This is a genomic window from Streptomyces sp. NPDC030798, assembly GCF_055572275.1.
On the sequence record NZ_JBVIDR010000002.1, the window covers coordinates 530,203 to 555,015 of the forward strand.

A 24,813-nucleotide genomic window follows, 5' to 3' on the forward strand; every position below is an offset into this window, starting at 1 on the left:
CTACTCCCCACCCGCCCCGTGACGGCGCACGAACGCGTCGATCAGCTGCCGGCGTTCCTCGGGGGTCGCCTGCTCGAGCTCCACCGTGTCGCCGTCGACGGTGACCGAGACGCGATGCCGGGCGGACTGCCGGCCGAGCCAGTCCTGCACCAGGCCGACCAGCGAGGTGAGGACTCCGCCGGGAGCGCTCAGCGCCAGGACGACGGCGCCCGCGGTGACCGGGTCGACCGCCTTGGCGCGCTCGGGCGGGGCGCCGTCGGCAAGCACCCGCAAGCTGTCGACGTCGAGCTCGCGCAGCTCCGCGCGGAGCCGAGCGGTCAGCCGCTCGCTCTCCTCGGCGTCCGCATCGCCGTCCGGTGTCAGACCCAGCAGGACATCCATGGCGCCCACCCCCCGGCCATGGAACCGCTTGCTCCACGGCGCAGTGACCAGTGTGGTGCAAGGGGATGGGGTCGGGGGAGGAATCCCAGGAAATGGACGAGCCCGCCCGGGGCGGGGCTAGCCGCGCCCGGAAGCGCTCACGGTCTGGCGAACCTCCGGTGACTCCAGCTTCTCGGCGGTGCGCTCGGCCGTTGCGTGGGCCCAGCGTCCGCTGGTGACGAAGCCGAGTGCCAGGACCGCCAGGCCGCAGCCGGTGAGGATCCACCAGCCGGGCTCGGCCGCCGCGACGAAGGCGTTCCTGTACGACGACCTGCCGATGCCGGAGGCCAGCACCGCGCCGACCACGGCGACCCCGAGGGTCTGTCCCAGCTGCCTGCTGGTGGAGGCGACGGCGGCCGCGACCCCGGCCTGGGCGCGCGGCATGCCCGACACCGCCGTGTTCGTGATCGGCGCGTTGACGAAGCCGAAGCCGATGCCGAACAGCATGTACCCGACGAAGAGCGTGGTGTTGGCCGTCTCCGCGGAGAACGCGGCGAACAGCACCGCACTCGCGGTCATGGCGGCGCCGGCGACCAGCAGCGGCAGCCGCGGCCCCCGGCTGCCCACCAGCCGCCCGGACAGCGGCGCGCACAGGAACATCGGCACGGCCATCGGCAGCATCCACAGGCCGGCGTGCAGCGCGTTGAGGCCGCGCACGTTCTGCAGGTACAGCGTGGACAGGAACAGGAAGCCGCCCAGCGCCGCGAACGCGCTGATCGCGATCACGGTGGCGCCGCTGAACGGGGCGGAGCGGAAGAAGCGCAGGTCGATCAGCGGTTCCTCGCGCCGGGGCTCGTACCACAGCAGCCCGGCCAGGGCCGCGGCGGCGACGGCGGCGAACGGGGCCACCGTGCCCGTGCCCGCGTCGGGCGCCTCGATGATCGCGTACGTCAGCGAGCCGAACAGAGCGATCACCAGCGCCTGGCCCACCGGGTCGGGGCGGCGGGCCCGCGGCGCCCGGGACTCGGGCACGAACCGCAGGGTGAGCAGCAGGGCCGCCAGGCCGACCGGGAGGTTGACCCAGAAGATCGAGCGCCAGCCGACCGACTGCACCAGCAGACCGCCGGCCAGCGGTCCGGCCGCCATGGATATGCCGACCACCGCACCCCACACGCCGATCGCGCGGGCGCGCTCGCGGGCGTCGGTGAAGGTGTTGGTGATGATCGACATGGCGACCGGGTTGAGCATCGACCCGCCGACCGCCTGCACCATCCGGAACACCACCAGCAGGGTCAGGTTCGGAGCGAGCGAGCACAGCAGGGAGCCGGTGGTGAAGACGGTCAGTCCGGCCATGAAGACGCGCTTGCGGCCGATCCGGTCGGCCGTCGAGCCCGCGAGCATCAGCAGCGAGGCCAGCACCAGCGTGTAGGCGTCGATGGTCCACTGCAGGCCGGAGGTGGTGGCGTGCAGCTCGCGCTGCATCGAGGGCAGCGCCACGTTGAGGGCGGTGATGTCCAGGCTCACGATGAGCAGGCTCATGCAGCAGATCGCGAGCACGAGCAGGCGTCGGCGGTGGCTGAGCTCGGGCATGCGTCCCATCGTACGCCGATTTCAATAGTGCGTCTAACTAATGAGTATGCAGGTGGTGCTCGTATCCACAGTGCGGACGTTGTCCACAGGCGGGAGCGGCCACCGTTCCCGGTACGGGACAATGGAGCAATGTCCACGCTCGAGTCCCCGCTGCAGATCGGTCCTCACACGGTTCGGCCGCCCGTCGTGCTCGCCCCCATGGCGGGCATCACCAACGCGCCCTTCCGCACCCTGTGCAGGGAGTTCTCCGGCGGCAAGGGGCTGTTCGTCAGCGAGATGATCACGACCCGGGCGCTGGTCGAGCGCAACGAGAAGACCATGCAGCTCATCAGGTTCGACGCGAGCGAGCGGCCGCGCTCGATCCAGCTGTACGGCGTCGACCCCGCGACCGTCGGCAAGGCCGTCCGCATGATCGCGGAGGAGGACCTGGCCGACCACATCGACCTCAACTTCGGCTGCCCGGTGCCGAAGGTGACGCGGAAGGGCGGCGGCTCCGCGCTGCCGTACAAGCGGAACCTGCTGCGGGCCATCCTGCGCGAGGCGGTCTCCGGCGCCGGGGACCTGCCCGTCACGATGAAGATGCGCAAGGGCATCGACGACGACCACATCACCTACCTCGACGCCGGCCGCATCGCCGTCGAGGAGGGCGTCACCGCGATCGCGCTGCACGGCCGCACGGCCGCCCAGCACTACGGCGGCACCGCCGACTGGGACGCCATCGCCCGGCTGAAGGAGCACGTGCCGGAGATCCCGGTGCTCGGCAACGGTGACATCTGGTCCGCCGAGGACGCACTGCGGATGGTGCGCGAGACCGGCTGCGACGGCGTGGTGGTGGGCCGCGGCTGCCTCGGCCGCCCGTGGCTGTTCGCGGACCTGGTGGCGGCCTTCGAGGGCCGGGCCCGGTTCGCGCGGCCGACGCTGCGGGAGGTGGCCGACGTCATGGTCCGGCACGCCGCCCTGCTCGGCGAGTGGATCGGCGACGAGTCCAAGGGCGTGGTGGACTTCCGCAAGCACGTCGCCTGGTACCTCAAGGGCTTCGCGGTCGGCTCCGAGATGCGCAAGCGGCTCGCGATCACGTCGTCGCTGGCCGAACTGCGGGCCGGGCTGGACGAGCTGGACCTCGACCAGCCGTGGCCCGCCGGCGCCGACGGGCCACGCGGCCGTACGTCCGGCAACAACCGGGTGGTGCTGCCGGACGGCTGGCTTAAGGACCCGTACGACTGCGCGGGCGTGAGCGAGGACGCCGAACTGGACACGTCCGGCGGCTGATCAGCCCCTCGCCCGGCGCGTCGTCAGCGCGTCCTGGGATGCGGGGTGGAGCCGTACGCGGTCAGGAAGCGGTCGCGGAACGAGCTCATCTTCCACACCGGCGCGTCGTGGGCGGGCCGCAGGCCGTCCGTCCACCCCCAGTCGGCGACCTTGTCGAGGACCTTGGGGTCCTTGGCCACGATCGAGACGGGCACGTCACGGCTGGCGTGGTTGCCGCTGACCCGGGCGATGGGCTGGTGGTCGCCGAGGAAGACCAGGACCGTGTTGTCCTTGCCGTAGCGCTCCAGCCACTGGGTCAGCGCGGTCACCGAGTACTGGACGGACTTGCCGTACTCCTGACGGGACTTGGTGGTGTCGGCGATCACGTCGGCCGGCTTGTTGCCCGCCGCCTCGATGCCCTTGAAGATCGAGCCGTCGCCCAGCTGGTCCCAGCCGACCATCTTCGGGATCGGCGCCCAGGGCTGGTGGCTCGAGGTCAGGATGAGCAGCGACATCCGCGACTTGCCGTCGGCCGGCTGCTTGCTGTGCACCCGGTCCTGGTACTGCTGCAGGGCGTACTGGTCGGGCATGGTCGACCAGCTGAACTTCGGTCCCCGGTAGCCGAGCTGGAAGGCGTTGTAGACCTTGTCCAGGCCGTACCACTTCTGCTCCGGCCAGCCCTTCTGCACGCCCGGCATCACGCCGACCGTGTCGAAGTCACCGGTCTTCTTGAAGGCGTCGGTCAGGCTCATGTGGTCGCTGGCCATGACCGTGCGGTAGCGCTGCTGGTTGCTGATCCACAGGCCGGACATGGTGGTGGAGTGACCGAGCCAGCTGCTGCCGCCGTACGTCGCCGACGTCAGCCAGCCGCTCTTGGCGTGGAAACCGGCCTTGGCGAGCGCCTTGGTGCGGGCGTCGAGGGTCGCGTCGACGCCGGGGGCCATGATCGGGTCCTCGATGGCGCTGCGGCCGTAGCTCTCGATGAAGGTGAAGATCATGTCCTTGCCGCGCAGGTCCGGCACCAGCTGACTGCCCGGGGTGTTCCCGAACCGGTCCACCTTGGCGACCTTCTCGAACTCCGCCTCGTCCTTCAGAGTGTCCGAGAACCGCCGGGCCTCGATCCTCAGCGAGCTGGCCGTGCGGTCGGACGCGATCGGCACGCCGGAGATCTGCAGGCCCAGCGAGGAGCAGGTGATCCATACGACGCCGGCGATCAGCGTGCCGCGGGTCGCGGTGCCGGTGTGCCGGGCGAGCAGGTTGCTCAGCCGGACCATCGACAGCGCCAGCAGCACGGCCACCACCAGCACCAGCGCGATGACTGCCGCGGTGGCGGCGAGGGTGGCCGTACGGCCGAGCGAGTCCTCCAGGTACGACTGCGCGTCGCCGAGCAGGCTCCAGTCCAGGACGGGGTTGAAGGGGCGGCCCAGGTACTGGTTGAACCCCATGTCCAGCAGGTTCAGCACGGTCATGCCGGCCAGCGCGACCCCGGACACCGCCGCCAGCACGATCCGCGGGCGGCGCGGCAGCGCGATCATCACGGCCGCGCCGATGACGGCTTCCGCCGGTATCCGGGTGAACTTCGCGGGCCGCAGCCCGACCACGCTGTTCGGCAGCACCAGCGCGGCCACGACGAGCGCGGCGGCGAGGACGGTGAGGACGACGGAGAGCACCTGAGCGCCGACCGGATGCGCCTCCCGCCACCGACGGGCACGGGCGGACCAGGCGGCCCAGAAGCGGGGGGAGGGGCCGGGGGATTCGGTGCCAGTGGTGGTCTCGTCGGCCGTGGCTGTGACGGTGGGCGTCTCCGGCGCCTCGGCCGGGGCCTGGGCCGCCGGTTCCTCGGCTGCCTCGGGCTTCTCGGAGGCCTCGGGGCCGGCGGCGGCGCCTTCCGCGGTGGCGGGCTCGGCCTCCCCGGCGGCGGAGACGTCGTGGGCGTCGGGTTCGGTCTCCTCAGCGGCCTCCGCAGCTGCGGAGCGCTCCGGCGTCTCGGCCGCCGCCTCCGCTTCCGCAGCGGCGGCGACGTCTGCGGTGGCCGACTCGGCCTCCCCGGCGGGCTCCGCAGTGCCGGTGTCCTCGGCAGTAGCGGTGCCCTCGGGAGTGCCGGGAGTGCCGGGAGTGGTGGAGTCCTCGGTGTTCGCCCCCGCGGGCTCCCGGGTGACGGCGGCCTGTGCGGGAATGGCCCCCTCTTTTTCTTCCAGGACGACCTCGATCCCCCCGGCGTTACCCGGTGACTGGCGCGTACTCGTGTGCTGAGGCAACCCGGAGGTCCTTCCGTGCGAGACCCGTGACGGAGTCGGCGGGCCACGCTGGGGAGGCTGGGCAGGACCGGAGAGGGCCCCGGCCCGCCTGGCCCGCCGTCCTCCGATACGGCTCGCCCGAGCCCCCTGTTCACAGCCCTCGGCAAACAGCGGGCAAACGCCTCGCAAGGTTCCCGTCAGGCGCCCCCGACCGCGGTGAGCAGAGCGAGCGGGGCCGCCGCCGAGCGGGACTCGCGGACACACGCGTGCGGGTAGGGGACCGGCTCGGGGTGGGTGTCGCGGCCGTACCCCGCCAGCACCTCCGGGAGCCGGTGCCCGGTGGCCGTCGCCGCGTCGATCAGCGCGTGCGCCACCGTACGGGCCTCGTCGTGCAGGCCGTAGCGGGCGAGGCCCAGGGTGATCAGCGCGTTGTCGTGCGGCCAGACCGAGCCCCGGTGGTAGGAGAGCGGGTGGTACGCCGGCTGCCCGGAGGCGAGCGTGCGGACGCCCCAGCCGGAGAAGAAGTCCGGTTCCAGCAGCCGCCGGCCGGCCAGCTGGCCGTACTCCTTGTCGAGCAGCCCCGACCACAGCAGATGCCCGGCGTCGGAGGCCAGCGCGTCGACCTGGCGGCCCGTCCCGTCCAGCGCGAGCGCCGGGAAGGAGTGCTCCGGCATCCAGAAGTCCCGCTGGAAGCGTTCGCGCAGGTCGGCCGCCGCCTGTTCGAGCAGCGCGGCGTACGTCTCGTCGGCCCACACCGTGCGGGCCACGCCCGCCGTGCGGCGCAGCGCGTCGTAGGCGTAGCCCTGCGCCCCCGCCGCCATGACCGGGCCGGTGGGCCGGGTGCCGTCGGCGGAGCAGATCGCGCCGGGGGAGTCCTTCCAGTTCTGGTTGGCGAGGCCGCCCTCGTCGGCGCGGTAGACGAGATAGCCGCGCGAGGTCAGTCCGCCGTGGTCCAGCATCCAGCCGACGGCGGCACGGGCGTGCGGCTCCAGGCGCCGGGCCAGGGCCGTGTCGCCGGTCAGCTCGACGTAGGCGCCGAGCAGGATCAGGAAGAGCGGGGTGGCGTCGACCGAGCCGTAGTACCGCCCGAACGGCACCTGCCCGAAGTGCGCCAGCTCGCCGTGGCGCAGCTCGTGCACGATCTTGCCCGGCTGGGCCAGCGGGGACACGCCGGTGCCGGTCGCCTGGGCGGCCGCCAACGCCAGCAGCGTGGCGGCGGCCGGCTGCGGGCGGTACGGCAGCGCGAACAGGGAGGTGAGCAGGGCGTCCCGGCCGAGCAGGGCGAGGAACCAGGGGGCGCCCGCCGCCGGGACGCGCAGCTCCTCGCCGTCCGGTCCGGTCGCCGGGATCTGCAGCGCGGCCAGGTCGGCCAGGCCCCGGGCGCAGGCCGCCGCCAGTTCCGGCCAGCCGGTGGGGAAGGCCACGCCCTCCACGAACCGTCCCTCCGCCGCGAGGAGCTGCTCGTTCACGGCGGCGGGGGAGCGGGGCACGCGCAGGGCGCGGCGGTCGCCGTGCGGGCGGGCGATGACCCGCAGCACCAGCTCTGCGGTGCCGTGCGGGGCCAGGTCGAGGGTCCACACCAGCCGGCGGGCGCCGGTGCCGGTCTCCTCCACGGCGTCCGGGGCGGGGTCGGCGGTGATGGTCGTGACGGAGCACCACTCGGCCCGGCGGTAGGTGAACTCGATGCCGTCGTCGAGGACCTGGCGGGAGCGTACGGCGCCGGCCTTGACGTAGGTGCGGTGGTCGGAGCGGAGTTCGAACTGGTCGGTGAAGTCGGCGTCGACGGTGAGGGCGAGGCGGACGGTGGTGGGGACCGGGCGGTTGCTGGTCACCCGCAGCACCTCGACGAAGGAGCTGTCGCCGACGGCCTGTTCGCGGAAGAGGGTGTGGGCGGGGGGCTCCTGCCGGCCGCCGCGCGGCACCAGAACGCAGCGCGCGGCGTCGCCGTCGGCGACCGGGGTGAGCACCTCGGGCACCGCGCCGTCGACGGTGAGCTGCCAGCGGCTCAGATGCCGGGCGTCGCGTACGAACAATCCGTCCGGGGAGCTGCCGCTCCGTACGCCGCTGATGTCGCCCCGGTCGCCCACGGCCGCGAAGGTCGCGCCGTGCACGAGCAGATGATGCCGGTCCGTCATCGCCGGTCCCCTCCCTTGTCACTGCTGACGAACGTGCCGGTGCCCGTGGGGGACACGCTGTTTCCCGAGGGCTGGTGGAGCAGGTCGAGCGCGAGTGCGGCGGTCCAGCCGAAGCCGGTGGCTCCGCAGGCCTCGCCGGTGCGGGGGTCGACGTACTCGGCGAAGCCGGTGTCGCCGGCCAGGGTCAGCACGGCCTCGCGCAGCGTGTCGGCGTGCGCCGTCCCGCCGTGCTGCCGCAGGCCGCGCTCGAGCAGCCAGGCCGTGTTGAACCAGGCCGGGCCGCGCCAGTACCGGTGCGGGTCGAAGGCCTCCCCGAGCAGGTCGTAGCTCGGCACGAGCCGGCTCTCCCCGCCCAGCCCGAAGTGCGGCCCGCGCACCGTGCGGACGATGCCGGAGACGACCTCCCGGGGCAGCCCGGGCACCACCAGCGGCACCAGCCCGGAGACACTGAGCTCGGGGAGGAGGGCGCCGGTGGGTGAGCGGAGGTCCCGGCAGAGGAAGATCCCCCTCTCCGCGTCCCACAGCCGCTCCACCAGCGCCGCCGTCAGGCGTTCCGCGCGGGCGTGGCGGGCGGTGCCGGGGGCGCCGAGTTCCTCGGCGATGCGGGCCAGCGCGTGTTCGGAGGCGATGAGCAGCGCGTTGAACGCGGGGTCCTCGACGGCGAACCCGGCGCACCCGGCACCCTCCCCGTCCCGGTACCCGGAGTCCCGGTAGTCGGCGGCCAGCCGTACGTACCGGCCGTAGTCCAGATCCGTCGGCCGGTCCTCCGCCGCACCGTGGTCGAGGTCGGCGCGGCGGAAGGAGCGGGACGGGGCCGGGGTGACGCGGGCCAGCGGGGTGTCCCAGCAGGGACTGTTGTCCATGCCCTGCTCCCAGGGGTGCACCACGGAGACCAGCCCGCCCCCGCCCAGGTCCCGCCGGTGCAGCAGATACCGGTGCCAGGCGGCCAGCCGCGGGTACACGCGGGTGAGGAAGCCGCGCGCCCGCGACAGGCCCGGGTCGGCGCGGTGCACCAGCCAGGCCGCCAGCGCGTGCACCGGTGGCTGCACGATGCCGGACGTCTGTACGGTGCGCGGGGCGCCCGCGGCGCGTCCCGCGCGGGAGGAGCGCCAGAAGTCGGGGCTCGGGAAATAGGCGTCGAGCGGTACGGAGGGGTTGAAGACGATGTGCGGGACGCGCCCGTCGCCCCACTGGGCCGCCAGCAGCGTCTCCAGCTCGGTCTGGGCCCGCTGCGGCGACACGTGCCGCAGCCCGATCGCGATGAACGCCGAGTCCCAGGACCACTGGTGCGGGTACAGGCTCCGGGAGGGGACCGTCGAGGCACCGGTCCAGTTCGCCGCCAGCACCCGAGCCGCTCTGGCGTGCAGGGACGACGCCGACGCCGGCGGATCGTATGCGGTCTCCCGCTCCGGGAGACGGGCAGTGAGCTGGGCAGTGCGATCCACTCGGGGCTCCCCGAAGACGTCCGGCCGGCCTGGTTCGGCTGTGGCTACCGTAGGGTTACGTCTATTTAACACGCAAAACTCACTATGTAATGCAGGCTTGATGAACACAAGGGGGTGCGCATGACCGGACGGCCCGGCAGGACGGGAAAGAGCGGAAGCCAGGCGAGCGCCGGCGATCTGCTCGAACTGGTGCGCAGTGGGCGAGCCGTGACGCGCGGCGCGCTCCAGCAGGCCACCGGACTGTCCCGCGCGACCGTCGGCCAGCGCCTCGACCGGCTGTTCCGGGCCGGCTGGCTGCGCGAGGGAGCCGGCGGCCCGGTCGGCTCACCGCTCGGCGGCCGCCCCTCCATCACCCTGGAGTTCGACGACTCCCACGCGGTCGTCCTCGCCGCCGACCTCGACACCCGGCACGCCCGCGCGGCCGTCCTCACCCTGACGGGGGAGATCCTCGCCGAGCACTCCGGCGTCCTGGCCGTGGAGGACGGACCCGAGGCCGTCCTCGGCGAACTGGGCCGCTGGTTCGGCGAGCTGCTGGCCAAGACCGGCCACCGCGCGGAGGAGGCGTGCGGCATCGGGCTCGCCGTACCGGGCCCGGTGGACAGCGAGACCGGCCGGGTGGTCCAGCCGCCGATCATGCCGGGCTGGGACGGCTACGACATAAGAGGCCGCCTCTCCCGTGCCTTCACCGAGCACACCGGCGCCCCCGCGATCCCGGTCCTGGTGGACAACGACGCCAACCTCATGGCGTACGGCGAACAGCGCACCGCCCACCCCGACTGCTCGGCGTTCGTGCTGGTCAAGGTGTCCACGGGCATAGGCGCCGGGGTGGTGGTGGACGGCTCGATCTACCGGGGCGTCGACGGCGGCGCGGGCGACATCGGGCACATTCGGGTGGGCGCGGACGCGCTGTGCCGGTGCGGGTCCTACGGCTGTCTCGCCGCCGTCGCGAGCGGTGGCGCCGTGGCCCGCAGGCTCGCGGAGGCGGGGGTGCCGGCGGCCTCCGGCTCCGATGTGCGGGACCTGCTGGCCGCCGGGCACCCGGAGGCCGCAGCGCTGGCCCGCGAGGCCGGGCGCCGGGTCGGCGACGTGCTGGCGACGGTGGTGACCCTGCTCAACCCCGGAGTGCTGATGATCGCCGGGGACCTGGCCGGAACGGCCTTCCTCACCGGGGTCCGGGAACTGCTCTACCAGCGGGCGCTGCCCCGCTCCACCGCACACCTGGACGTCGTGACCTCCCGGCTGGGGGAGCGGGCCGCGCTGGTGGGCGCCGGTGCGCTGGTCGTGGAGCATCTGTACGCGCCGGAGCGGGTGGAGGAACGGCTGCTCGCGCTGGGTGTGTGAAGCCGCCGTTCCGGCCCGGGAGCCCGTCCCGTCCGGGCGTCCGCATGGTGAAATCCGGGCCCCTGTGGCAGCGTGATTCTCGCCACCCTTGATAAGGGTTGCGCTCAGATGAGCGGATCTTGGGCGACTGCACTTCTCCAAGGGGTGGCACTGGGTGCCACCCCTTGATCGTTCATCGATCGAAATCAGACGTGCCGGGAGCCGCTCATCTGAGCACAAACGCGTACCTGAGGGCGTGGGTGCGTTCAAGAAGTGAAAACATGCGGGCGTTTCCGCTTGCCAAGCTTTGACTTTCGATCCACTGGCGGACGAGTGGTTACAGGCACATGACGCGCAAGTGGACGTACCCAGGCACCTTCGATCTGGGTATGTTCCTCGCCGTCAGGGCAGCCACCGCGGCCTCAAGGAGTCGAGACCCGTGTCGGAAAACAAAGAACCCCACGTAGCGAAGTTCGTTTACGACTTCACCGAGGGCAACAAGGACCTCAAGGACCTTCTCGGCGGCAAGGGTGCCAACCTCGCCGAGATGACCAACCTGGGCCTTCCCGTCCCTCCCGGCTTCACCATCACCACCGAGGCCTGCAAGGTCTACCTGGACAGTGGTGAGGAGCCCGCGGCACTGCGTGACGAGGTGAGTGCGCACCTCGACGCCCTCGAGCAGAAGATGGGCAAGAAGCTCGGCCAGCCCGACAACCCACTGCTGGTCTCCGTCCGCTCGGGCGCCAAGTTCTCCATGCCCGGCATGATGGACACCGTCCTGAACATCGGCCTCTCCGACAAGTCGGTGCAGGGCCTGGCCAAGCAGGCCGGCGACGAACGCTTCGCGTGGGACTCCTACCGCCGCCTCATCCAGATGTTCGGCAAGACCGTCCTCGGCGTCGACGGCGACCTCTTCGAGGAGGCCATCGACAAGGCCAAGGAGGCGAAGAAGGTCACGGTCGACACCGACCTGGAGGCCGCCGATCTGAAGAAGCTGGTCACCACCTTCAAGAAGATCGTCAAGAAGGAGGCCGGCCGGGACTTCCCGCAGGACCCGCGCGAGCAGATGGACCTCGCCATCAAGGCGGTCTTCGACTCCTGGAACGGCGACCGGGCGAAGCTCTACCGCCGCCAGGAGCGCATCCCGCACGACCTCGGCACGGCCGTCAACGTCTGCTCCATGGTCTTCGGCAACCTCGGCCCCGACTCCGGCACGGGCGTCGCGTTCACCCGCGACCCCGCCTCCGGCCACCAGGGCGTCTACGGCGACTACCTGCAGAACGCCCAGGGCGAGGACGTGGTCGCGGGCATCCGCAACACCGTCCCGCTCGCCGAGCTGGAGCAGATCGACAAGAAGTCGTACGACCAGCTCATGCAGATCATGGAGACCCTGGAGAACCACTACAAGGATCTCTGCGACATCGAGTTCACCATCGAGCGCGGCCAGCTCTGGATGCTCCAGACCCGCGTCGGCAAGCGCACCGCGGGCGCGGCGTTCCGCATCGCGACCCAGCTGGTGGACCAGGGCCTGATCGACGAGACCGAGGCGCTCCAGCGCGTCACCGGCGCCCAGCTCGCGCAGCTGATGTTCCCGCGCTTCGACGAGGACGCGAAGGTCGAGAAGGTCGCCCGGGGCATCGCCGCCTCGCCGGGCGCGGCGGTGGGCAAGGCGGTCTTCGACTCGTACACCGCCGTGAAGTGGTCGCGCTCCGGCGAGAAGGTCATCCTGGTCCGCCGGGAGACCAACCCCGACGACCTGGACGGCATGATCGCGGCCGAGGGCATCCTGACCTCGCGCGGCGGCAAGACCTCCCACGCGGCCGTCGTCGCCCGCGGCATGGGCAAGACCTGTGTCTGCGGCGCCGAGGAGCTGGAGGTCGACACCAAGCGGCGCCGGATGACGGTGCCGGGCGGCCACGTCGTCGAGGAGGGCGACGTCATCTCCATCGACGGCTCCTCCGGCAAGGTGTACCTGGGTGAGGTCCCGGTCGTGCCCTCCCCGGTGGTGGAGTACTTCGAGGGCCGGATGCACCCGGGCGCCGACGACGCCGACGAGCTGGTCGAGGCCGTGCACCGGATGATGGCCTTCGCCGACCGCAAGCGCCGCCTGCGGGTGCGCGCCAACGCGGACAACGCCGAGGACGCGCTGCGCGCCCGCCGCTTCGGCGCTCAGGGCATCGGCCTGTGCCGCACCGAGCACATGTTCCTCGGTGACCGCCGCGAGCTGGTGGAGCGCCTGATCCTCGCGGACACCGAGGAGGAGCGCCAGGAGTCCCTCAAGGCGCTGCTGCCCCTGCAGAAGAAGGACTTCGTCGAGCTCTTCGAGGCGATGGACGGCCTCCCCGTCACCATCCGCCTGCTCGACCCCCCGCTGCACGAGTTCCTGCCCGACATCACGGAGCTGTCGGTCCGCGTCGCCCTGGCGGAGTCCCGCCAGGAGCCGCACGAGAACGAACTGCGTCTCCTCCAGGCGGTCCACCGCCTGCACGAGCAGAACCCGATGCTGGGCCTGCGCGGCGTCCGCCTCGGCCTCGTCATCCCCGGCCTGTTCACCATGCAGGTGCGGGCGATCGCGGAGGCGGCGGCCGAGCGCAAGGCGGCGAAGGGCGACCCGCGCGCCGAGATCATGATCCCGCTGGTCGGCACCGTCCAGGAGCTGGAGATCGTCCGCGACGAGGCCGACCAGGTCATCGCGGAGGTCCAGGCGGCGACCGGTACGTCGCTCAAGCTGGCGATCGGCACCATGATCGAGCTTCCGCGCGCCGCGCTCACCGCGGGCCAGATCGCCGAGGCGGCGGAGTTCTTCTCCTTCGGCACGAACGACCTGACCCAGACCGTGTGGGGCTTCAGCCGCGACGACGTCGAGGCCAGTTTCTTCACGGCCTACCTGGAGAAGGGCATCTTCGGCGTCAGCCCGTTCGAGACGATCGACAAGGACGGCGTCGGCTCCCTGGTGAAGGCGGCCGCCCAGGCCGGCCGCGCCACCCGGCCCGACCTCAAGCTCGGCGTCTGCGGCGAGCACGGCGGCGACCCGGAGTCGGTCCACTTCTTCCACGAGGCCGGCCTGGACTACGTCTCCTGCTCCCCGTTCCGCATCCCGGTCGCCCGCCTCGAAGCGGGCCGGGCGGCCACCCAGTCGGCGGGCAGCGACCACCGCTGAGCCCCGCTCCGGACCCCGGAGCCGCCGTTGGTCCCCGACCCTCACCGATCGGCGGCGGCTCCGGCGCACCAAAGGAGAGGCGGCACCCTGTGCGGGGGTGCCGCCTCTTCGTGCATGGTCTGCGGGGGCTGGCAGATTTTGCACCGGGCTGAGCCCACCCGCTGTGACCTGAGATTTCACCCGTGCACGCCGCGACGCCGTGGCCCAGTAATAGACGGTCGCCGTGCTCGTTGTTCCATGCCTCAGTCCTGATCAAGAACAGGGCGACGCCGAAGCACGTGCCGATGAGGCTTGGTCACGTCAAGCCATCGATCACGGTGAACGTCTACACACGCACTTGTGGGAGGCCGAGGGAGGGACCGCCGACATGATGGCGGCCGAGCCGGGCGATGTGCCCTGAGAGTGCCCTCCAGGTACGGGAGACGGCTGACTTCCCAGCTCAGGAAGTCAGCCGTCCACCCTGAACCGTTGTCTCCTCGTCACCTCGCCGAAGCACGAGGTCAGTTGTCATCGAACAGGACCGCGTTGACGATGTCCGCGCGCACGTCGTTCCTGGTGCGCTCGGCGAGTCCGGAGTCGGGTGAGTACGCGCTCACCGTCATCCACAGGTTTCCCGGCTGCGGGACGCAGACCACCGTGGCGATCACGTTGCCCGCACCGCCGATCACCTGGTAGTTGCCGTCGCCGGCCAGGTCCCAGACCTCGAGGCCATGCCGCCTCATCGCGTCCTCCGCGAACCTCAGGCCGACGTTGAGACTCGCCGGCTTTGTAAAGGTTCCCCAATGCGCGAACATGTGAGTCTCCCTTCGGAAGGGCCGGCAGACAGCCTGTACATGCGATGTCGGGACGCCGGCGCCCCGCAGACATGGGGGACCTGCCCAAGCTCTGTACATGGACCCCGGCGTGCTCCGCCCGGGAGCGTCCACCGTACGAAGGTGCCTCTACCGGCCGAGCAGTTCGCCTGACAGCCACCGCGTCGGGCGTTCCGTGCCGAACGCCTGATGACAAAGCGGCTTTGCCTCCACCTTAGCGCCGGCGGAGCAGACCGGCGATCTGGGAAGGGCCGCGCGCACCACCGCCGCCGCCCGGTCGAAGGACCGGGCGGCGGCGGTGGACGTGGCGGAGCCGGAGGGACCGAGGCTAGAGGGCCCGTACCTCGTAGGTCGTCACCTGGACCGACTCGTCGTCCAGGCACCTGCCGGTCTCCAGGTCGAAGCGTTGCTTCAGCAGCGGCGACGCCACGAAGGTGCGGCCCTGGTGGGTGCCGGTCAGGCCGCGGGAGAGGACGGCGGCGCCGACGAACGGGTCACGGTTGTCGATGCCGTACAGCCGGTCCGCCCGGTCCCGGAACAGCGCCACCTGGCGGCCGTCCGGCAGCAGGGCGGCCACCCCGCGGCCGGGCTCCAGCCGGTGCAGGTCGCACACCGTGTACCAGCTGTCCTCCAGCTGCAGTTGAACCTTCAGGTCGGTCGTCTCGGGTGCCAGGGTCATCGCTGGGCGCTTCCTTCCAGGACGTCTTCAGCGGGTCGGATGCCGATGGACAGCAGCGGCAGGTCGGGCTTCATCTGGTCGCGCTCGGGTACGAAGGCGACGACCGGGTCCGGGGTGTCCGGGGCGTTCACGAAGGACACGAACCGGGCCAGCTTCTCGGGGTCGTTGATGGTGTCCGCCCACTCGTCGCGGTAGTGGGCGACGTGCGCGGCCATCAGCCGCTCCAGCTCGTCGCAGATGCCGAGCGAGTCGTGCACCACCACGTCCCGTACGTGGTCCAGGCCGCCCGGGATCCGCTCCAGCCAGGTCGAGGTCCGCTCCAGGCGGTCGGCGGTGCGGATGTAGAACATCAGGAACCGGTCGATCAGCCGGACCAGTTCGGCGTCGGACAGGTCCTGGGCGAGCAGGTCCGCGTGGCGCGGCGTCGCGCCGCCGTTGCCGCCGACGTACAGGTTCCATCCGTTGGAGGTGGCGATGACGCCGAAGTCCTTCGACTGGGCCTCCGCGCACTCGCGGGCGCACCCGGAGACGGCCGACTTCAGCTTGTGCGGGGAGCGCAGGCCCCGGTAGCGCAGCTCCAGGTCGATCGCCATGCGCACCGAGTCCTGGACGCCGTACCGGCACCAGGTCGAGCCCACACAGGACTTCACCGTGCGCAACGACTTGCCGTAGGCGTGCCCGGACTCGAAACCGGCGTCCACCAGCCGGGCCCAGATGAGCGGGAGCTGCTCGACCCGGGCGCCGAACATGTCGATCCGCTGGCCGCCGGTGATCTTCGTGTAGAGGTTGAAGTCCCGGGCGATCTCGCCGATCACGATCAGCTTCTCGGGCGCGATCTCCCCGCCGGGGATGCGCGGCACCACCGAGTACGAGCCGTTCTTCTGCAGGTTGGCCAGGAAGTGGTCGTTGGTGTCCTGCAGCGCCGCCTGCTCGCCGTCCAGGACGTAGCCGCTCGCGCCGATCGTCGGGGCGAGGGAGGCGATGATCGAGGCCACGGCCGGCTTGCAGGTCTCGCAGCCGTCACCGCCCCGGGCGCCCTCACGGCCGTAGCGGTCCAGCAGCTCCTGGTACGAGGTGATGCGCAGGGCGAGGACGATCTCGTACAGCTCCTCGCGGGTCTGCCCGAAGCAGCCGCACAGGCCCTTGTCGACCTCGACGCCGGACGCCTCCAGCTCGGCGGTGACGAGCTGGCCCAGCACCTTCACACAGCTTCCGCAGCCGGTACCGGCCTTGGTGCACTTCTTCACCTCGGGCACGGTGGTGCACTTGTGCTCGGTGACCGCGCCCCGGATCGTGCCCTTGCTGACGTTGTGGCAGGAGCAGATGATCGCCTCGTCCGGCAGCGCCGACGGGCCGAGCTGGGCCCCCGAGTCCGCTCCGGCGGGCAGGACGAGCGACTCGGGGGAGATGGGCGGCACCGAACCGGTGAGCGCGCGCAGGGTGCCGTACGCCTCCGCGTCGCCGACCAGGATGCCGCCGAGCAGCGTGCCGTCCCGGCCGATGACCAGCTTCTTGTACAGGCCCGCGCGGGAGTCGGAGTAGACGACGTCCAGGCAGTCCTCGGTGGTGCCGTGCGCGTCGCCGAAGGACGCCACGTCCACGCCGAGCAGCTTCAGCTTGGTGGACAGGTCGGCGCCCGTGAAGGAGGCTTCGTCCTCGGCGATGGTCGCCGCGGCCGTCTCCGCCTGCTCGTAACCGGGGGCCACCAGGCCGTACACCCGGCCGTCCGCCGCCAGCGCGCACTCGCCGATCGCGAACACGTGCGGGTCGGTGACCGTACGGCACTGCTCGTCCACCGTGATGCCGCCGCGCTCGCCGACCGCCAGGCCGCAGTCGCGGGCGAGCTGGTCGCGGGGGCGGACGCCGGCGGAGAACACCACCAGGTCGGTGGCCAGTTCGGAGCCGTCGGACAGCTTCATGCCGGTGACCGCGCCGGACTCGTCGACGACGATCTCCTGGGTGCCCACACCGGTGTGCACGGTCAGGCCCATGTCCTCGATGGTGCGCAGCAGGGCCGCGCCACCGCCCTCGTCGACCTGCACCGGCATCAGGCGCGGCGCGAACTCCACGATGTGCGAGGTCAGACCGAGGCCCTTCAGGGCGCCCGCCGCCTCCAGGCCCAGCAGACCGCCGCCGACGACGGCACCCGTGGAGGCCTTCTTCTTCGCGTACTCCTCGATCGCGAGCAGGTCCTCGATCGTGCGGTAGACGAAACAGCCCTCGGCGTCCTTGTTCGGTACCGGAGGCACGAACGGGAAGGAGCCGGTGGCCAGCACGAGGACGTCGTAGCCGACGACGAGCCCCGAGCGGGCGGTCACCTTGCGCGCCTCGCGGTCGACCGTCACCGCCGGGTCGCCGACATGCAGCTCGATGCCGTGGTCCTTGATGAACTCCATGTCCGTCATGGACAGTTCTTCGGGCGTGCGGCCCGAGAAGTACGAGGTGAGCTGCACGCGGTCGTACGCCGGACGCGGCTCCTCGCACAGCACGACCACGCGGTGCGTGGCGGTCAGGCCGCGCTCGGCGAGCGCTTCGAGGAAGCGCTGGCCGACCATGCCGTGGCCGACGAGCACGATCGTGGGGGTGGCCTCCATGGCCTCCGGGGTGGCGGTCATCAGGAGCCTCCATCGTTGGTGAGCAGGTGGAGCAGGGGGCCCTCGTCGGGGAGCGGCTCTGCTCCCTCCCAGGCGCGGGCGAGCGCGCCGACGGTGCCGAGTTCGCCGACGAGAACCCCGCCGACCAGGCGGTCGTCGCGGACGACGACCTTGCGGTAGGTGCCCCGGGTGGCGTCGGTGAGCTGCACGACGTCGTCGCCGGGGAGCGGCTCGGTCTCACCGAACGCCGCGAGGTCGAAGGGGGAGTCGGGGCCGGTGAGCGTGAGCCTCGTCAGGGAGCGGGTCCCGGTGTAGCGGGCGGCGGGGTCACCGGCGAGCAGTTCGGCGAGCGCCTCGGCCTGTTCGAGGGCCGGGGTGGCCAGGCCGTAGATCGTGCCGTCGTGCTGGGCGCAGTCGCCGATGGCGTGGATGTGCGGGTCCGAGGTGCGCAGTTCGTCGTCCACGACGATGCCCTTGCCGACGGTGAGACCCGCCTGCTCGGCCAGGCCCGTGCGCGGATGCACCCCGCAGGCGAGGACCACGAGGTCGGCGTCCAGGGCGTAGCCGTCGGCCATCTCCACCGAGCGGACCGCGCCGCCGACGCAGCGCACGTCACGCACCCGGCACTCGGTGTGCACCTCGACGCCGAGGTCCCGCAGGTGCCGCAGCACCAGCCGGGAGGCGTTCGGGTCGAGCTGGCGTTCCATGAGCCGCTCGGACTGCTGGGCGAGGACCACCTGGGCGCCGCGCACGGCGAGCGCGCGGGCCGCGGAGACCCCGAGCAGCCCGCCGCCGATGACCACGGCCCGCACGCCGGGCCGGACCGCCTTGGACAGGCCCAGGCAGTCGTCCATCGTGCGGAACGCGTGGACGCCCTCGGGCAGCTGGTGGTCCGGCGTGAACAGGCCGCGCAGCGGTGGCAGCACCGGGTTGGAGCCGGTGGCCAGCACCAGGGTGTCGTATGCGATCAGCGAGCCGTCGGCGCACTCCAGCCGCCGCGCGGCGCGGTCGATGCCGGTGATCCGGGTGCGCACCAGGCCGCCCGGCGTGGGCAGCGCGATCACTTCCGGGGCGTACCGGCCGGCCAGCACTTCGGCGAGCAGCACCCGGTTGTAGGGCCGGTGCTCCTCCTCGCCGACGAGCAGCGCGGGCGTGCCCAGCTCACCGAGCCGCCGGGCGAGGCGTACGCCCGCGAGGCCGGCGCCGATCACCACCACACGCGTATTCGAGGTCATGCACCGAGCGTGCGGCCCCGACGTTACCCGGTGGCATCACTGTTGTTTCCCACGAGGAACGCTGCCCTCAGCGGGGGCGGGCGGGGGGTGTGAGGGTCCCTGACCGGGGGCGGGGGGCGCTGTGAGGAGTCGTCACCGGGCCGGGGGGCGGCTGCCGGTCAGGTGGGCGAAGACCACGACGTTTCCCTGGTAGCCGGTGGCCCGCGAGTAGCCGCCGCCACACGTGATCACCCGCAGCTCCGGGCGGGCGGCGGCGCCGTACACCTTGTCGTCGGGAAAGTCGCGGGCCGAGTACACCTCGACCGCGTCCACCGTGAACACCGCCACACTGCCGTCCTGGCGGTCCACCTCGACGACCGCGCCCCGCTTCAGCGCACCGAGGTCGTAGAAGACGGCGGGCCCCTCCGTGTTGTCGACATGACCCGCGACGATCGCGGTGCCCGTCTCCCCCGGCACGGTCCCGGCCCGGTACCAGCCGGCCAGGTTCTTGCGGTTCGCGGGTGGTACGTCCAGGCTGCCGGCGGAGGTGAGCGCGAGGCCCATGAGCGGGGCGTTCACGCGGATCGCGGGGATACGGATGCGGGTCGGCGGGGACGGCTCCAGCGCGGGTGCCGTGAGCCGCTCCTCGCCGGGGTCGGGGTGCCCCTCGGCGGCCGCCGGCTGCGGCGGTGCGTGCGTCCCGGCGCCGAGCAGCCACACCCCCGAGCCGAGGGCGACGACGGTGACGGCTGCTATCGCGGTGTCGCCGATCCGGTCGAACCTGCGCATACGAAACCCCTCTCCGGAGCGGCCCCGGGGGGCACCCCTGACGAGGCCGGCCCCCGTCCCCCTCCGGGCCGCGAGGGGCATCGGACCCGGAGGGGGCGGGACTTGCGGTACCGGCGGACGGACAGCGGAGGGTGTCCGTCAGATCCCGCTGCCTCTCGCCCGGCGATGCAGGAGCCAGGTACCGCCCGCGGCGGCGACGGCCAGAGCGGCCACACCCGCCGTGGTATGCACGGGGTCGGTGCCGAGTGCGCCACCGACCCCCGTCTTCACACTTCCCCGCGGCTGCACCTGCCCGTGCGCCGCGCTCAACGCCACCACCAGGTCGCCGGTGACCTGCTTGGTGCCCTCCGCGCACTGGGCGACGATCTCGTACGTCCCCGGCTGCGCGCTCGGCGGCACCCGGAACTGGCCGATCGCCTCGCCCTCGTGCGTGCTGGGCGCCAGCGTGAAGGTCCCGGCGCCGACGGCGCCCGCGTCACCGAGGGCCGCGCCCGCGCCCCCGCACGCCGCCGTGTTCACCGTGACCTGGCTGCCGGGCACCGTGGTGGACGGGTACACCCGCAGGTCGTCGTGGCCCGCGCCGTACGCCGGTGCCGTGGCGAGTCCGGCCGCGGCCACGGCGAGCGCGGTACCGGTCAGCGGACGGGCGATGCGTCGCATGGTGTTCCCCAGGGCTTGTCCGACTCGTGCCCTTCCGAGGTAAGTGGCACTCGGGCCGGTTCGCTTCCTGAGGGGGCGTCAGGAACGTGCTGAACGGGTGGCGGACGCCGCCCCCACATGGCCCAGCCGGGGCGAGTCGTGGCAGGTCATGGGGGGTGGTCGGGGGTACGGGAGACGGCTGGGGCGAAGTGAACACGAATGGAGCGACGGGCGCCGGTGAACGGGTGACGAGGTGTCAGCCCTTGCGGCCCGTCCCCGCCGGGCGGGGCGCGCGCGTCGGTCCCTCTTCGGCCCCGTCCCCGCTCAGCCCCTGGCGAGCCGCTGGGCCGGCCCGTCGAGGACGACGTCCAGGCCGTAGGCGAACGTGGCGTCGCGGTCCCGGGCGGGGTCCGCGGGGCCGGTGCCGACGGCGGTGCAGGCGTCGGCGAGGTGGGTGTGGCCGGCCGCGGCCTGCTGGGCGGCGGGCATCAGCCGGGCGATGGACTCGGCCTCCTTCTGCCCCGAGCGGGCGACCGTGGTGAGCCAGGCCGCCTCGGTGGTGCTCATGCCGAGCACGTAGGCGAGCAGCGCGCTGATCGCCTCGTCGGGCTGCGGGAAACCGGCCTCGGTGAACAGCGCGGCGAGCCGCTCGGTGAACGCCATGAGGTTGGGGCCGAGGTGGGCGAGGCCCGCCTGGCCCGTCACGGAGGACAGCCAGGGGTGCCGGAGGGCGGTCGCACGGAAGGACCGCGCGGCCTCGGTGACGGCGGGCCGCCAGTCGGACCCGGCCCCGTCCGGCACCCGCACCTCGGCGGCGACCTCGTCCACGGCCGGCTCCATCGGCTCGTCCTTGGTGGCCACGTGCCGGTACCACGGCCGGCACCCGACGCGGAAGCCCCGCCAGGGGCTGCGTGTCAGACCCCAGTGACAGACTGGCGGCACAACGATGTTCCGGAAGGTCAGGGCGATCCGGCAGGATCACCCGCCGGCGGCGCTGATCGGGCGCGGCCGATGTCATGGGGGGAGATGCGCGGCTGTGATCTTCGACAGTCTTGATGTGTCGTACGGCCATATGTGGGGTTCCCATCAGGGAATGACCCATCCGGATCCGATGTCGCGCGCGGTCGCGGCGCGCAGACACGCTGCCGGGATGGACTACGCGGTTCTGCTGTCCTCGCGGGAGCGACCGCTGGCACTGATCGAATGCTGGCCGCGCGGAAAGTGGCGTGTGTATCTGTTCGACGACAGGTCCTGGCGCATGCAGATGATCGACTTCAAGCCGCACCGCACGGGGATGTTGCTCGCTCACCGGAACACCCGATGGCAGTTCTCCAGCGAGCAGGAGCGCTCGTCCTTTCAGTGGAACGTCAAGGAGACCACGACCGTCCTGGCCGACGGGCTGGTCGAGGCGAGGTCCGAGTTCGCCGGGCCGAGAGGGGCCTCGGCGCAGCCACTGCACGCTCGAACATCCGGCCGGTCGAGCGCCGACCCGGAGCGCGTCCCCGTGCGGCTGTTCCCGGCGCCCGTCGAGGACTTCCTCTGCCCCGCACCGGAATTCGGCGACTGGCAGGTGTTCGCTCCGTTCCTCGCCCAGCAGGGCCACGAGCCCGCCACGACCGTGGTGCTGAACGACGTGTCGGTGGACGAGGGTGCAGGGCCGCTGCGCGCCACCGGAATCGAGCAACTGTTCAGTCCGGGTGCGCGCGACACTCCGGACGGGCCGGCCGTCGTCGAGCCCGTCGACGCCGGTTTGCTGCGGATCACGTCAGGGCGGCTGGCGGTCTCGGACCCCGGCTGGATCAGTGAGCCGCGGACCGTCGCTGTGCCACCGGGCGAGTATCCGGTCACGCTGTCGCTTCTGCGCAGGACACACGGGGTCGATGTCGCCGCGGCCAGGGTGACGTTCCTGGACATCCCGCCCCGCGAGTGGGAGATGGCCCTCCGGCCCGACGAGGACCTGGGGCTGCTCGGCGAGGGCGAGTTCTACGGGGTCGGTGTCGATACCGGCACCGTGGCCTTCATGGATGCGACCCGGACGGTGAAGGAAGACGAGTTGGACGAGGACCTGTTCCTACCCCTCGACAGCCGCTTCACCGTCGAACTGCCCGGCACGGAAGCCGAGCCGAACCTCATCGCCTTCCGTGCCGGCCGCGGCGACGGGGCCTACCCCGTCTGGATCGGCCGCACCGATGACGGGCAGGTGGGTTGCGTCGTGGTCGACTTCCAGCTCCATTCCTCCGGCGGGGGAGAGTAGGGCAGCCGGCGTCCGTCCGGTGTGAACCGGGCGTCGTACGGTGGCGGAGCGGCCACCCCGATGCCGAGCAACCGGGGCGGCCGTCCACCGTGCGTCGAGCGAAGGTCAGCTCACGTTGACGGCGCTCCAGGCCGCCGCCACCGCGTTGTACTCCGTGCTGCCGGAGCCATAGAGGTCCTTGGCGGCGTTGAGCGTCGCCGTCCGGGCGCCCTTGTAGTTCGTCGAGGACGTCATGTAGACCGTCAGGGCCCGGTACCAGATCTTGCCGACCTTGTCGCGGCCGATGCCGGTGACGGTGGAGCCGTTGTACGTGGGCGAGTTGTAGCTGACGCCGTTGATGACCTTCGCCCCGCTGCCCTCCGCGAGGAGGTAGGCGAAGTGGTTGGCGACGCCCGAGGAGTAGTGGACGTCGAGGTTGCCGACCGAACTGCTCCAGTAGTCCGCCGAGCTGCCGTCCTTGGAGGGCTTGTCCATGAAGCGCAGGGCGGGCTTGCCGAAGCCGGGCTTCACGATCTCCTCGCCGATGAGGTAGTCACCGGGGTCGGAGGAGTTGTTCGCGTACCACTCGACCATCGTGCCGAGGATGTCGGAGGTGGCCTCGTTCAGGCCGCCGGACTCGCCCGAGTAGGTCAGTGCGGCCGTCTTGGACGTGACGCCGTGGGTCATCTCGTGCCCGGCGACGTCGAGGGCGACCAGCGGTCCGAAGGTGGTGCCGTCACCGTCGCCGTACGTCATGCAGAAGCAACTGTCGTCCCAGAAGGCGTTGTTGTAGTTGCTGCCGTAGTGGACGCGGTTGTACGAGCCCTTGCCGTCGCCGGCGATGCCGTTGCGGCCTTGGACGTTCTTGTAGTAGTCCCAGGTCTCGTTGGTGCCGTACTGGGCGTCGACGGCGGCCGAGGCCCGGTCGGAGTTGCTGCCGGTGCCCCAGTGGTTGTCCGCGTCGGTGAACAGGGTCGCGGGGGCCCGGCTGAAGCAGATGCCGAAGAAGCACAGGTCGGTCTTGCCCTCGGCGTCACCGGTGAAGGTGTTGCCGCGCGTCGGGTCCTTGAGCTGGTACGACGATCCAGACTGGGTCGTCTCCAGCGGTACCGTCCCGCTGTACAGGGACTTGCCGTCGCCGGTGGCCGTCTCGATGCTGTCCCAGGCGTCGATCTGGGCGCCGGTGCGGGCGTCGGTCAGCACGGTGCGGGCGACCGGGTTGCCGAGCGAGTCCAGGCCTACGGCGTTGGTGCGCCAGGCCAGCTTCGGGGCGCCGTGCAGGGCGTCGACGACCAGCTCCGGCTTGGCCTTGACCTGCTTCAGCTTCTCGCCGAGGTTGGCGGCGCGCAGGGCGTTCACCGCGAGGTCGGCGGCCTTGGGGGCGGACAGCTTCGGGGTGACCGAGGGCAGGGCGATCAGGCTTCTGGTGGCCCGGTCGGCGCTGCGGTACGCGCCGTTCGCGGCCAGGTGGACGACGAAGTCGCCGCCCAGCACCGGGAGGCCGCGGTAGGTGCGGTCGTAGCGGACGTGCTGGGTGCCGTTCCTGTCGACGATCACGTCGCGGACGCTGGTGCCCTGGGCGGAGGTCAGGCCCAGGCCGGTGGCGTGCGCCAGGAGTGCCGAGGCCGCGTTCTCGACGGCGGTGGCCCGGGTCGGCCGGCTGTCGGCGTGCGCGGCGGGGGAGAGGGCTGCGGCCAGCAGGGTCGCGGTCGTGACGGCGATGCCGGCGGTGGCGAGACGACGGGATCCTCGGACGTGCTGACGTATCCGGCTCATCTGTCTCCTTGGGGAGGCGCCCTTCGAGGCGTGGGGGTGGCGCTGATGTCCACAGAGATTTAAGGGGGCATGACATGTCATGTCCATAGCGCCTTCATGGAGATGTGTGGGGAGCCGGAGGGGGTACAGAATCGTTTCCGTGATCACCCCGGACCCCCCGACGCCCCCGCGCCTCCCCTTTTTCGTCTACGGCACCCTGCGCCCGGGCGAGCCGAACCACGACCTCTTCCTGCGCGGACGGACCGGCTCCGGTGAACCCGGCCGCCTCCCCGGCGCCGTGCTCTACGACGGGCCCGGCTACCCCTACGCCGTCGAGGAGCCGCGCGGCGAGGTGCGCGGAGAACTCGTGAGCGCGCTGCCGGAGGCGTACGAGGATCTGCTCGCCGACCTGGACCGGCTGGAGGAGTACACCCCGGGCGACCCCCGCAACCTGTACGAGCGCGTCGCCCGGGACGTGGTACGCGCCGACGGCACCGCCGTGCGGGCCTGGGTCTACCTGGCCGCCCCGCCGGTCGCCGCCCGGCTGCGCGCGACCGGTACCCCCATCGGCGGCGGCGACTGGCTCTCCCGCCGCTGATCAGC

Annotated in this window: 18 protein-coding genes; 5 read left to right on the plus strand and 13 right to left on the minus strand. The window is 71.8% G+C overall.

Features of this window, described 5'->3' with window-relative positions:
- Complete coding sequence (locus ACZ404_RS06875; RefSeq protein WP_468436638.1) at positions 1–381, minus strand: effector-associated constant component EACC1; 381 nt, start codon at positions 379–381, stop codon at positions 1–3.
- Positions 382–498: 117 nt separating this feature from the next.
- Positions 499–1,950, minus strand: coding sequence for an MFS transporter (locus ACZ404_RS06880; RefSeq protein WP_468436640.1), 1,452 nt, complete (start codon positions 1,948–1,950; stop codon positions 499–501).
- Between the two features lie 129 nt (positions 1,951–2,079).
- On the opposite strand from ACZ404_RS06880, the gene dusB reads away from it, so the two are divergent.
- Entirely contained in the window at positions 2,080–3,219 is a 1,140-nt protein-coding gene (dusB, locus tag ACZ404_RS06885; RefSeq protein ID WP_468436642.1) for a tRNA dihydrouridine synthase DusB, read from the plus strand.
- 23 nt (positions 3,220–3,242) lie between these two features.
- On the opposite strand, the gene ACZ404_RS06890 is transcribed toward dusB, so the two are convergent.
- The 3 genes from ACZ404_RS06890 to ACZ404_RS06900 form a co-directional block, all read right to left on the minus strand.
- The gene (locus ACZ404_RS06890; RefSeq protein WP_468437180.1) at positions 3,243–4,868 is read right to left on the minus strand and encodes a sulfatase-like hydrolase/transferase; all 1,626 of its coding nucleotides are present in this window, start codon (positions 4,866–4,868) and stop codon (positions 3,243–3,245) included.
- A gap of 764 nt (positions 4,869–5,632) precedes the next feature.
- A complete protein-coding gene (locus tag ACZ404_RS06895) occupies positions 5,633–7,570 on the minus strand; it encodes an amylo-alpha-1,6-glucosidase (RefSeq protein WP_468436644.1) in 1,938 nt (645 codons plus the stop codon).
- Complete coding sequence (locus tag ACZ404_RS06900; RefSeq protein WP_468436646.1) at positions 7,567–9,015, minus strand: MGH1-like glycoside hydrolase domain-containing protein; 1,449 nt, start codon at positions 9,013–9,015, stop codon at positions 7,567–7,569. Before ACZ404_RS06900 ends, ACZ404_RS06895 begins: the two co-directional genes overlap by 4 nt.
- Before the next feature lie 120 nt (positions 9,016–9,135).
- Between ACZ404_RS06900 and ACZ404_RS06905 the strand changes: the two genes are divergently transcribed.
- Positions 9,136–10,356: an ROK family transcriptional regulator gene (locus ACZ404_RS06905; RefSeq protein ID WP_468436648.1), complete on the plus strand. Its 1,221-nt coding sequence runs from the start codon at positions 9,136–9,138 to the stop codon at positions 10,354–10,356.
- Between the two features lie 418 nt (positions 10,357–10,774).
- The gene (gene ppdK, locus ACZ404_RS06910; RefSeq protein WP_468436650.1) at positions 10,775–13,495 is read left to right on the plus strand and encodes a pyruvate, phosphate dikinase; all 2,721 of its coding nucleotides are present in this window, start codon (positions 10,775–10,777) and stop codon (positions 13,493–13,495) included.
- Between the two features lie 500 nt (positions 13,496–13,995).
- Here ppdK and ACZ404_RS06915 read toward each other — a convergent pair whose 3' ends face one another.
- From ACZ404_RS06915 to ACZ404_RS06945, 7 genes are all read right to left on the minus strand, one after another.
- On the minus strand, positions 13,996–14,217 hold the full coding sequence (locus ACZ404_RS06915) for a hypothetical protein (protein WP_468436652.1): 222 nt from the start codon (positions 14,215–14,217) through the stop codon (positions 13,996–13,998).
- Between the two features lie 418 nt (positions 14,218–14,635).
- Positions 14,636–14,986: a nitrite reductase small subunit NirD gene (gene nirD / locus ACZ404_RS06920; protein WP_468436654.1), complete on the minus strand. Its 351-nt coding sequence runs from the start codon at positions 14,984–14,986 to the stop codon at positions 14,636–14,638.
- Positions 14,983–17,601 carry a nitrite reductase large subunit NirB gene (gene nirB, locus ACZ404_RS06925; RefSeq protein WP_468436656.1) on the minus strand — a complete coding sequence of 873 codons (2,619 nt, stop codon included), beginning with the start codon at positions 17,599–17,601 and terminating at the stop codon, positions 14,983–14,985. Before nirB ends, nirD begins: the two co-directional genes overlap by 4 nt.
- Positions 17,601–18,815, minus strand: a complete 1,215-nt coding sequence (locus tag ACZ404_RS06930) for an NAD(P)/FAD-dependent oxidoreductase (protein ID WP_468436658.1) — start codon at positions 18,813–18,815, stop codon at positions 17,601–17,603. The genes nirB and ACZ404_RS06930 overlap by 1 nt, the downstream gene beginning before the upstream one ends.
- 132 nt (positions 18,816–18,947) lie before the next feature.
- Complete coding sequence (locus tag ACZ404_RS06935) at positions 18,948–19,583, minus strand: class F sortase (RefSeq protein WP_468436660.1); 636 nt, start codon at positions 19,581–19,583, stop codon at positions 18,948–18,950.
- 138 nt (positions 19,584–19,721) lie between these two features.
- Positions 19,722–20,243 carry a hypothetical protein gene (locus tag ACZ404_RS06940; protein WP_468436662.1) on the minus strand — a complete coding sequence of 174 codons (522 nt, stop codon included), beginning with the start codon at positions 20,241–20,243 and terminating at the stop codon, positions 19,722–19,724.
- 303 nt (positions 20,244–20,546) lie between these two features.
- Positions 20,547–21,083 carry a TetR/AcrR family transcriptional regulator C-terminal domain-containing protein gene (locus ACZ404_RS06945; protein ID WP_468436664.1) on the minus strand — a complete coding sequence of 179 codons (537 nt, stop codon included), beginning with the start codon at positions 21,081–21,083 and terminating at the stop codon, positions 20,547–20,549.
- Between the two features lie 175 nt (positions 21,084–21,258).
- On the opposite strand from ACZ404_RS06945, the gene ACZ404_RS06950 reads away from it, so the two are divergent.
- Positions 21,259–22,476 carry a DUF4241 domain-containing protein gene (locus ACZ404_RS06950; protein ID WP_468436666.1) on the plus strand — a complete coding sequence of 406 codons (1,218 nt, stop codon included), beginning with the start codon at positions 21,259–21,261 and terminating at the stop codon, positions 22,474–22,476.
- Between the two features lie 105 nt (positions 22,477–22,581).
- Here the strand turns inward: ACZ404_RS06950 and ACZ404_RS06955 are convergent, their stop codons facing one another.
- Positions 22,582–24,231, minus strand: a complete 1,650-nt coding sequence (locus ACZ404_RS06955; protein WP_468436667.1) for a M4 family metallopeptidase — start codon at positions 24,229–24,231, stop codon at positions 22,582–22,584.
- A 139-nt stretch (positions 24,232–24,370) separates the two neighbouring features.
- Between ACZ404_RS06955 and ACZ404_RS06960 the strand changes: the two genes are divergently transcribed.
- A complete protein-coding gene (locus ACZ404_RS06960) occupies positions 24,371–24,808 on the plus strand; it encodes a gamma-glutamylcyclotransferase family protein (protein ID WP_468436669.1) in 438 nt (145 codons plus the stop codon).
- Positions 24,809–24,813: the final 5 nt, after the last annotated feature.

Excerpts from the sequence above, each read along its gene's own strand:
- ACZ404_RS06875 (WP_468436638.1), bottom strand. The coding sequence starts at position 381 with ATGGATGTCCTGCTGGGTCTGACACCGGACGGCGATGCGGACGCCGAG.
- ACZ404_RS06880 (WP_468436640.1), bottom strand. The coding sequence starts at position 1,950 with ATGCCCGAGCTCAGCCACCGCCGACGCCTGCTCGTGCTCGCGATCTGC.
- dusB (WP_468436642.1), top strand. The coding sequence starts at position 2,080 with ATGTCCACGCTCGAGTCCCCGCTGCAGATCGGTCCTCACACGGTTCGG.
- ACZ404_RS06895 (WP_468436644.1), bottom strand. The coding sequence starts at position 7,570 with ATGACGGACCGGCATCATCTGCTCGTGCACGGCGCGACCTTCGCGGCC.
- ACZ404_RS06905 (WP_468436648.1), top strand. The coding sequence starts at position 9,136 with ATGACCGGACGGCCCGGCAGGACGGGAAAGAGCGGAAGCCAGGCGAGC.
- ACZ404_RS06915 (WP_468436652.1), bottom strand. The coding sequence starts at position 14,217 with ATGAGGCGGCATGGCCTCGAGGTCTGGGACCTGGCCGGCGACGGCAAC.
- nirD (WP_468436654.1), bottom strand. The coding sequence starts at position 14,986 with ATGACCCTGGCACCCGAGACGACCGACCTGAAGGTTCAACTGCAGCTG.
- nirB (WP_468436656.1), bottom strand. The coding sequence starts at position 17,601 with ATGACCGCCACCCCGGAGGCCATGGAGGCCACCCCCACGATCGTGCTC.
- ACZ404_RS06930 (WP_468436658.1), bottom strand. The coding sequence starts at position 18,815 with ATGACCTCGAATACGCGTGTGGTGGTGATCGGCGCCGGCCTCGCGGGC.
- ACZ404_RS06935 (WP_468436660.1), bottom strand. The coding sequence starts at position 19,583 with ATGCGCAGGTTCGACCGGATCGGCGACACCGCGATAGCAGCCGTCACC.
- ACZ404_RS06940 (WP_468436662.1), bottom strand. The coding sequence starts at position 20,243 with ATGCGACGCATCGCCCGTCCGCTGACCGGTACCGCGCTCGCCGTGGCC.
- ACZ404_RS06955 (WP_468436667.1), bottom strand. The coding sequence starts at position 24,231 with ATGAGCCGGATACGTCAGCACGTCCGAGGATCCCGTCGTCTCGCCACC.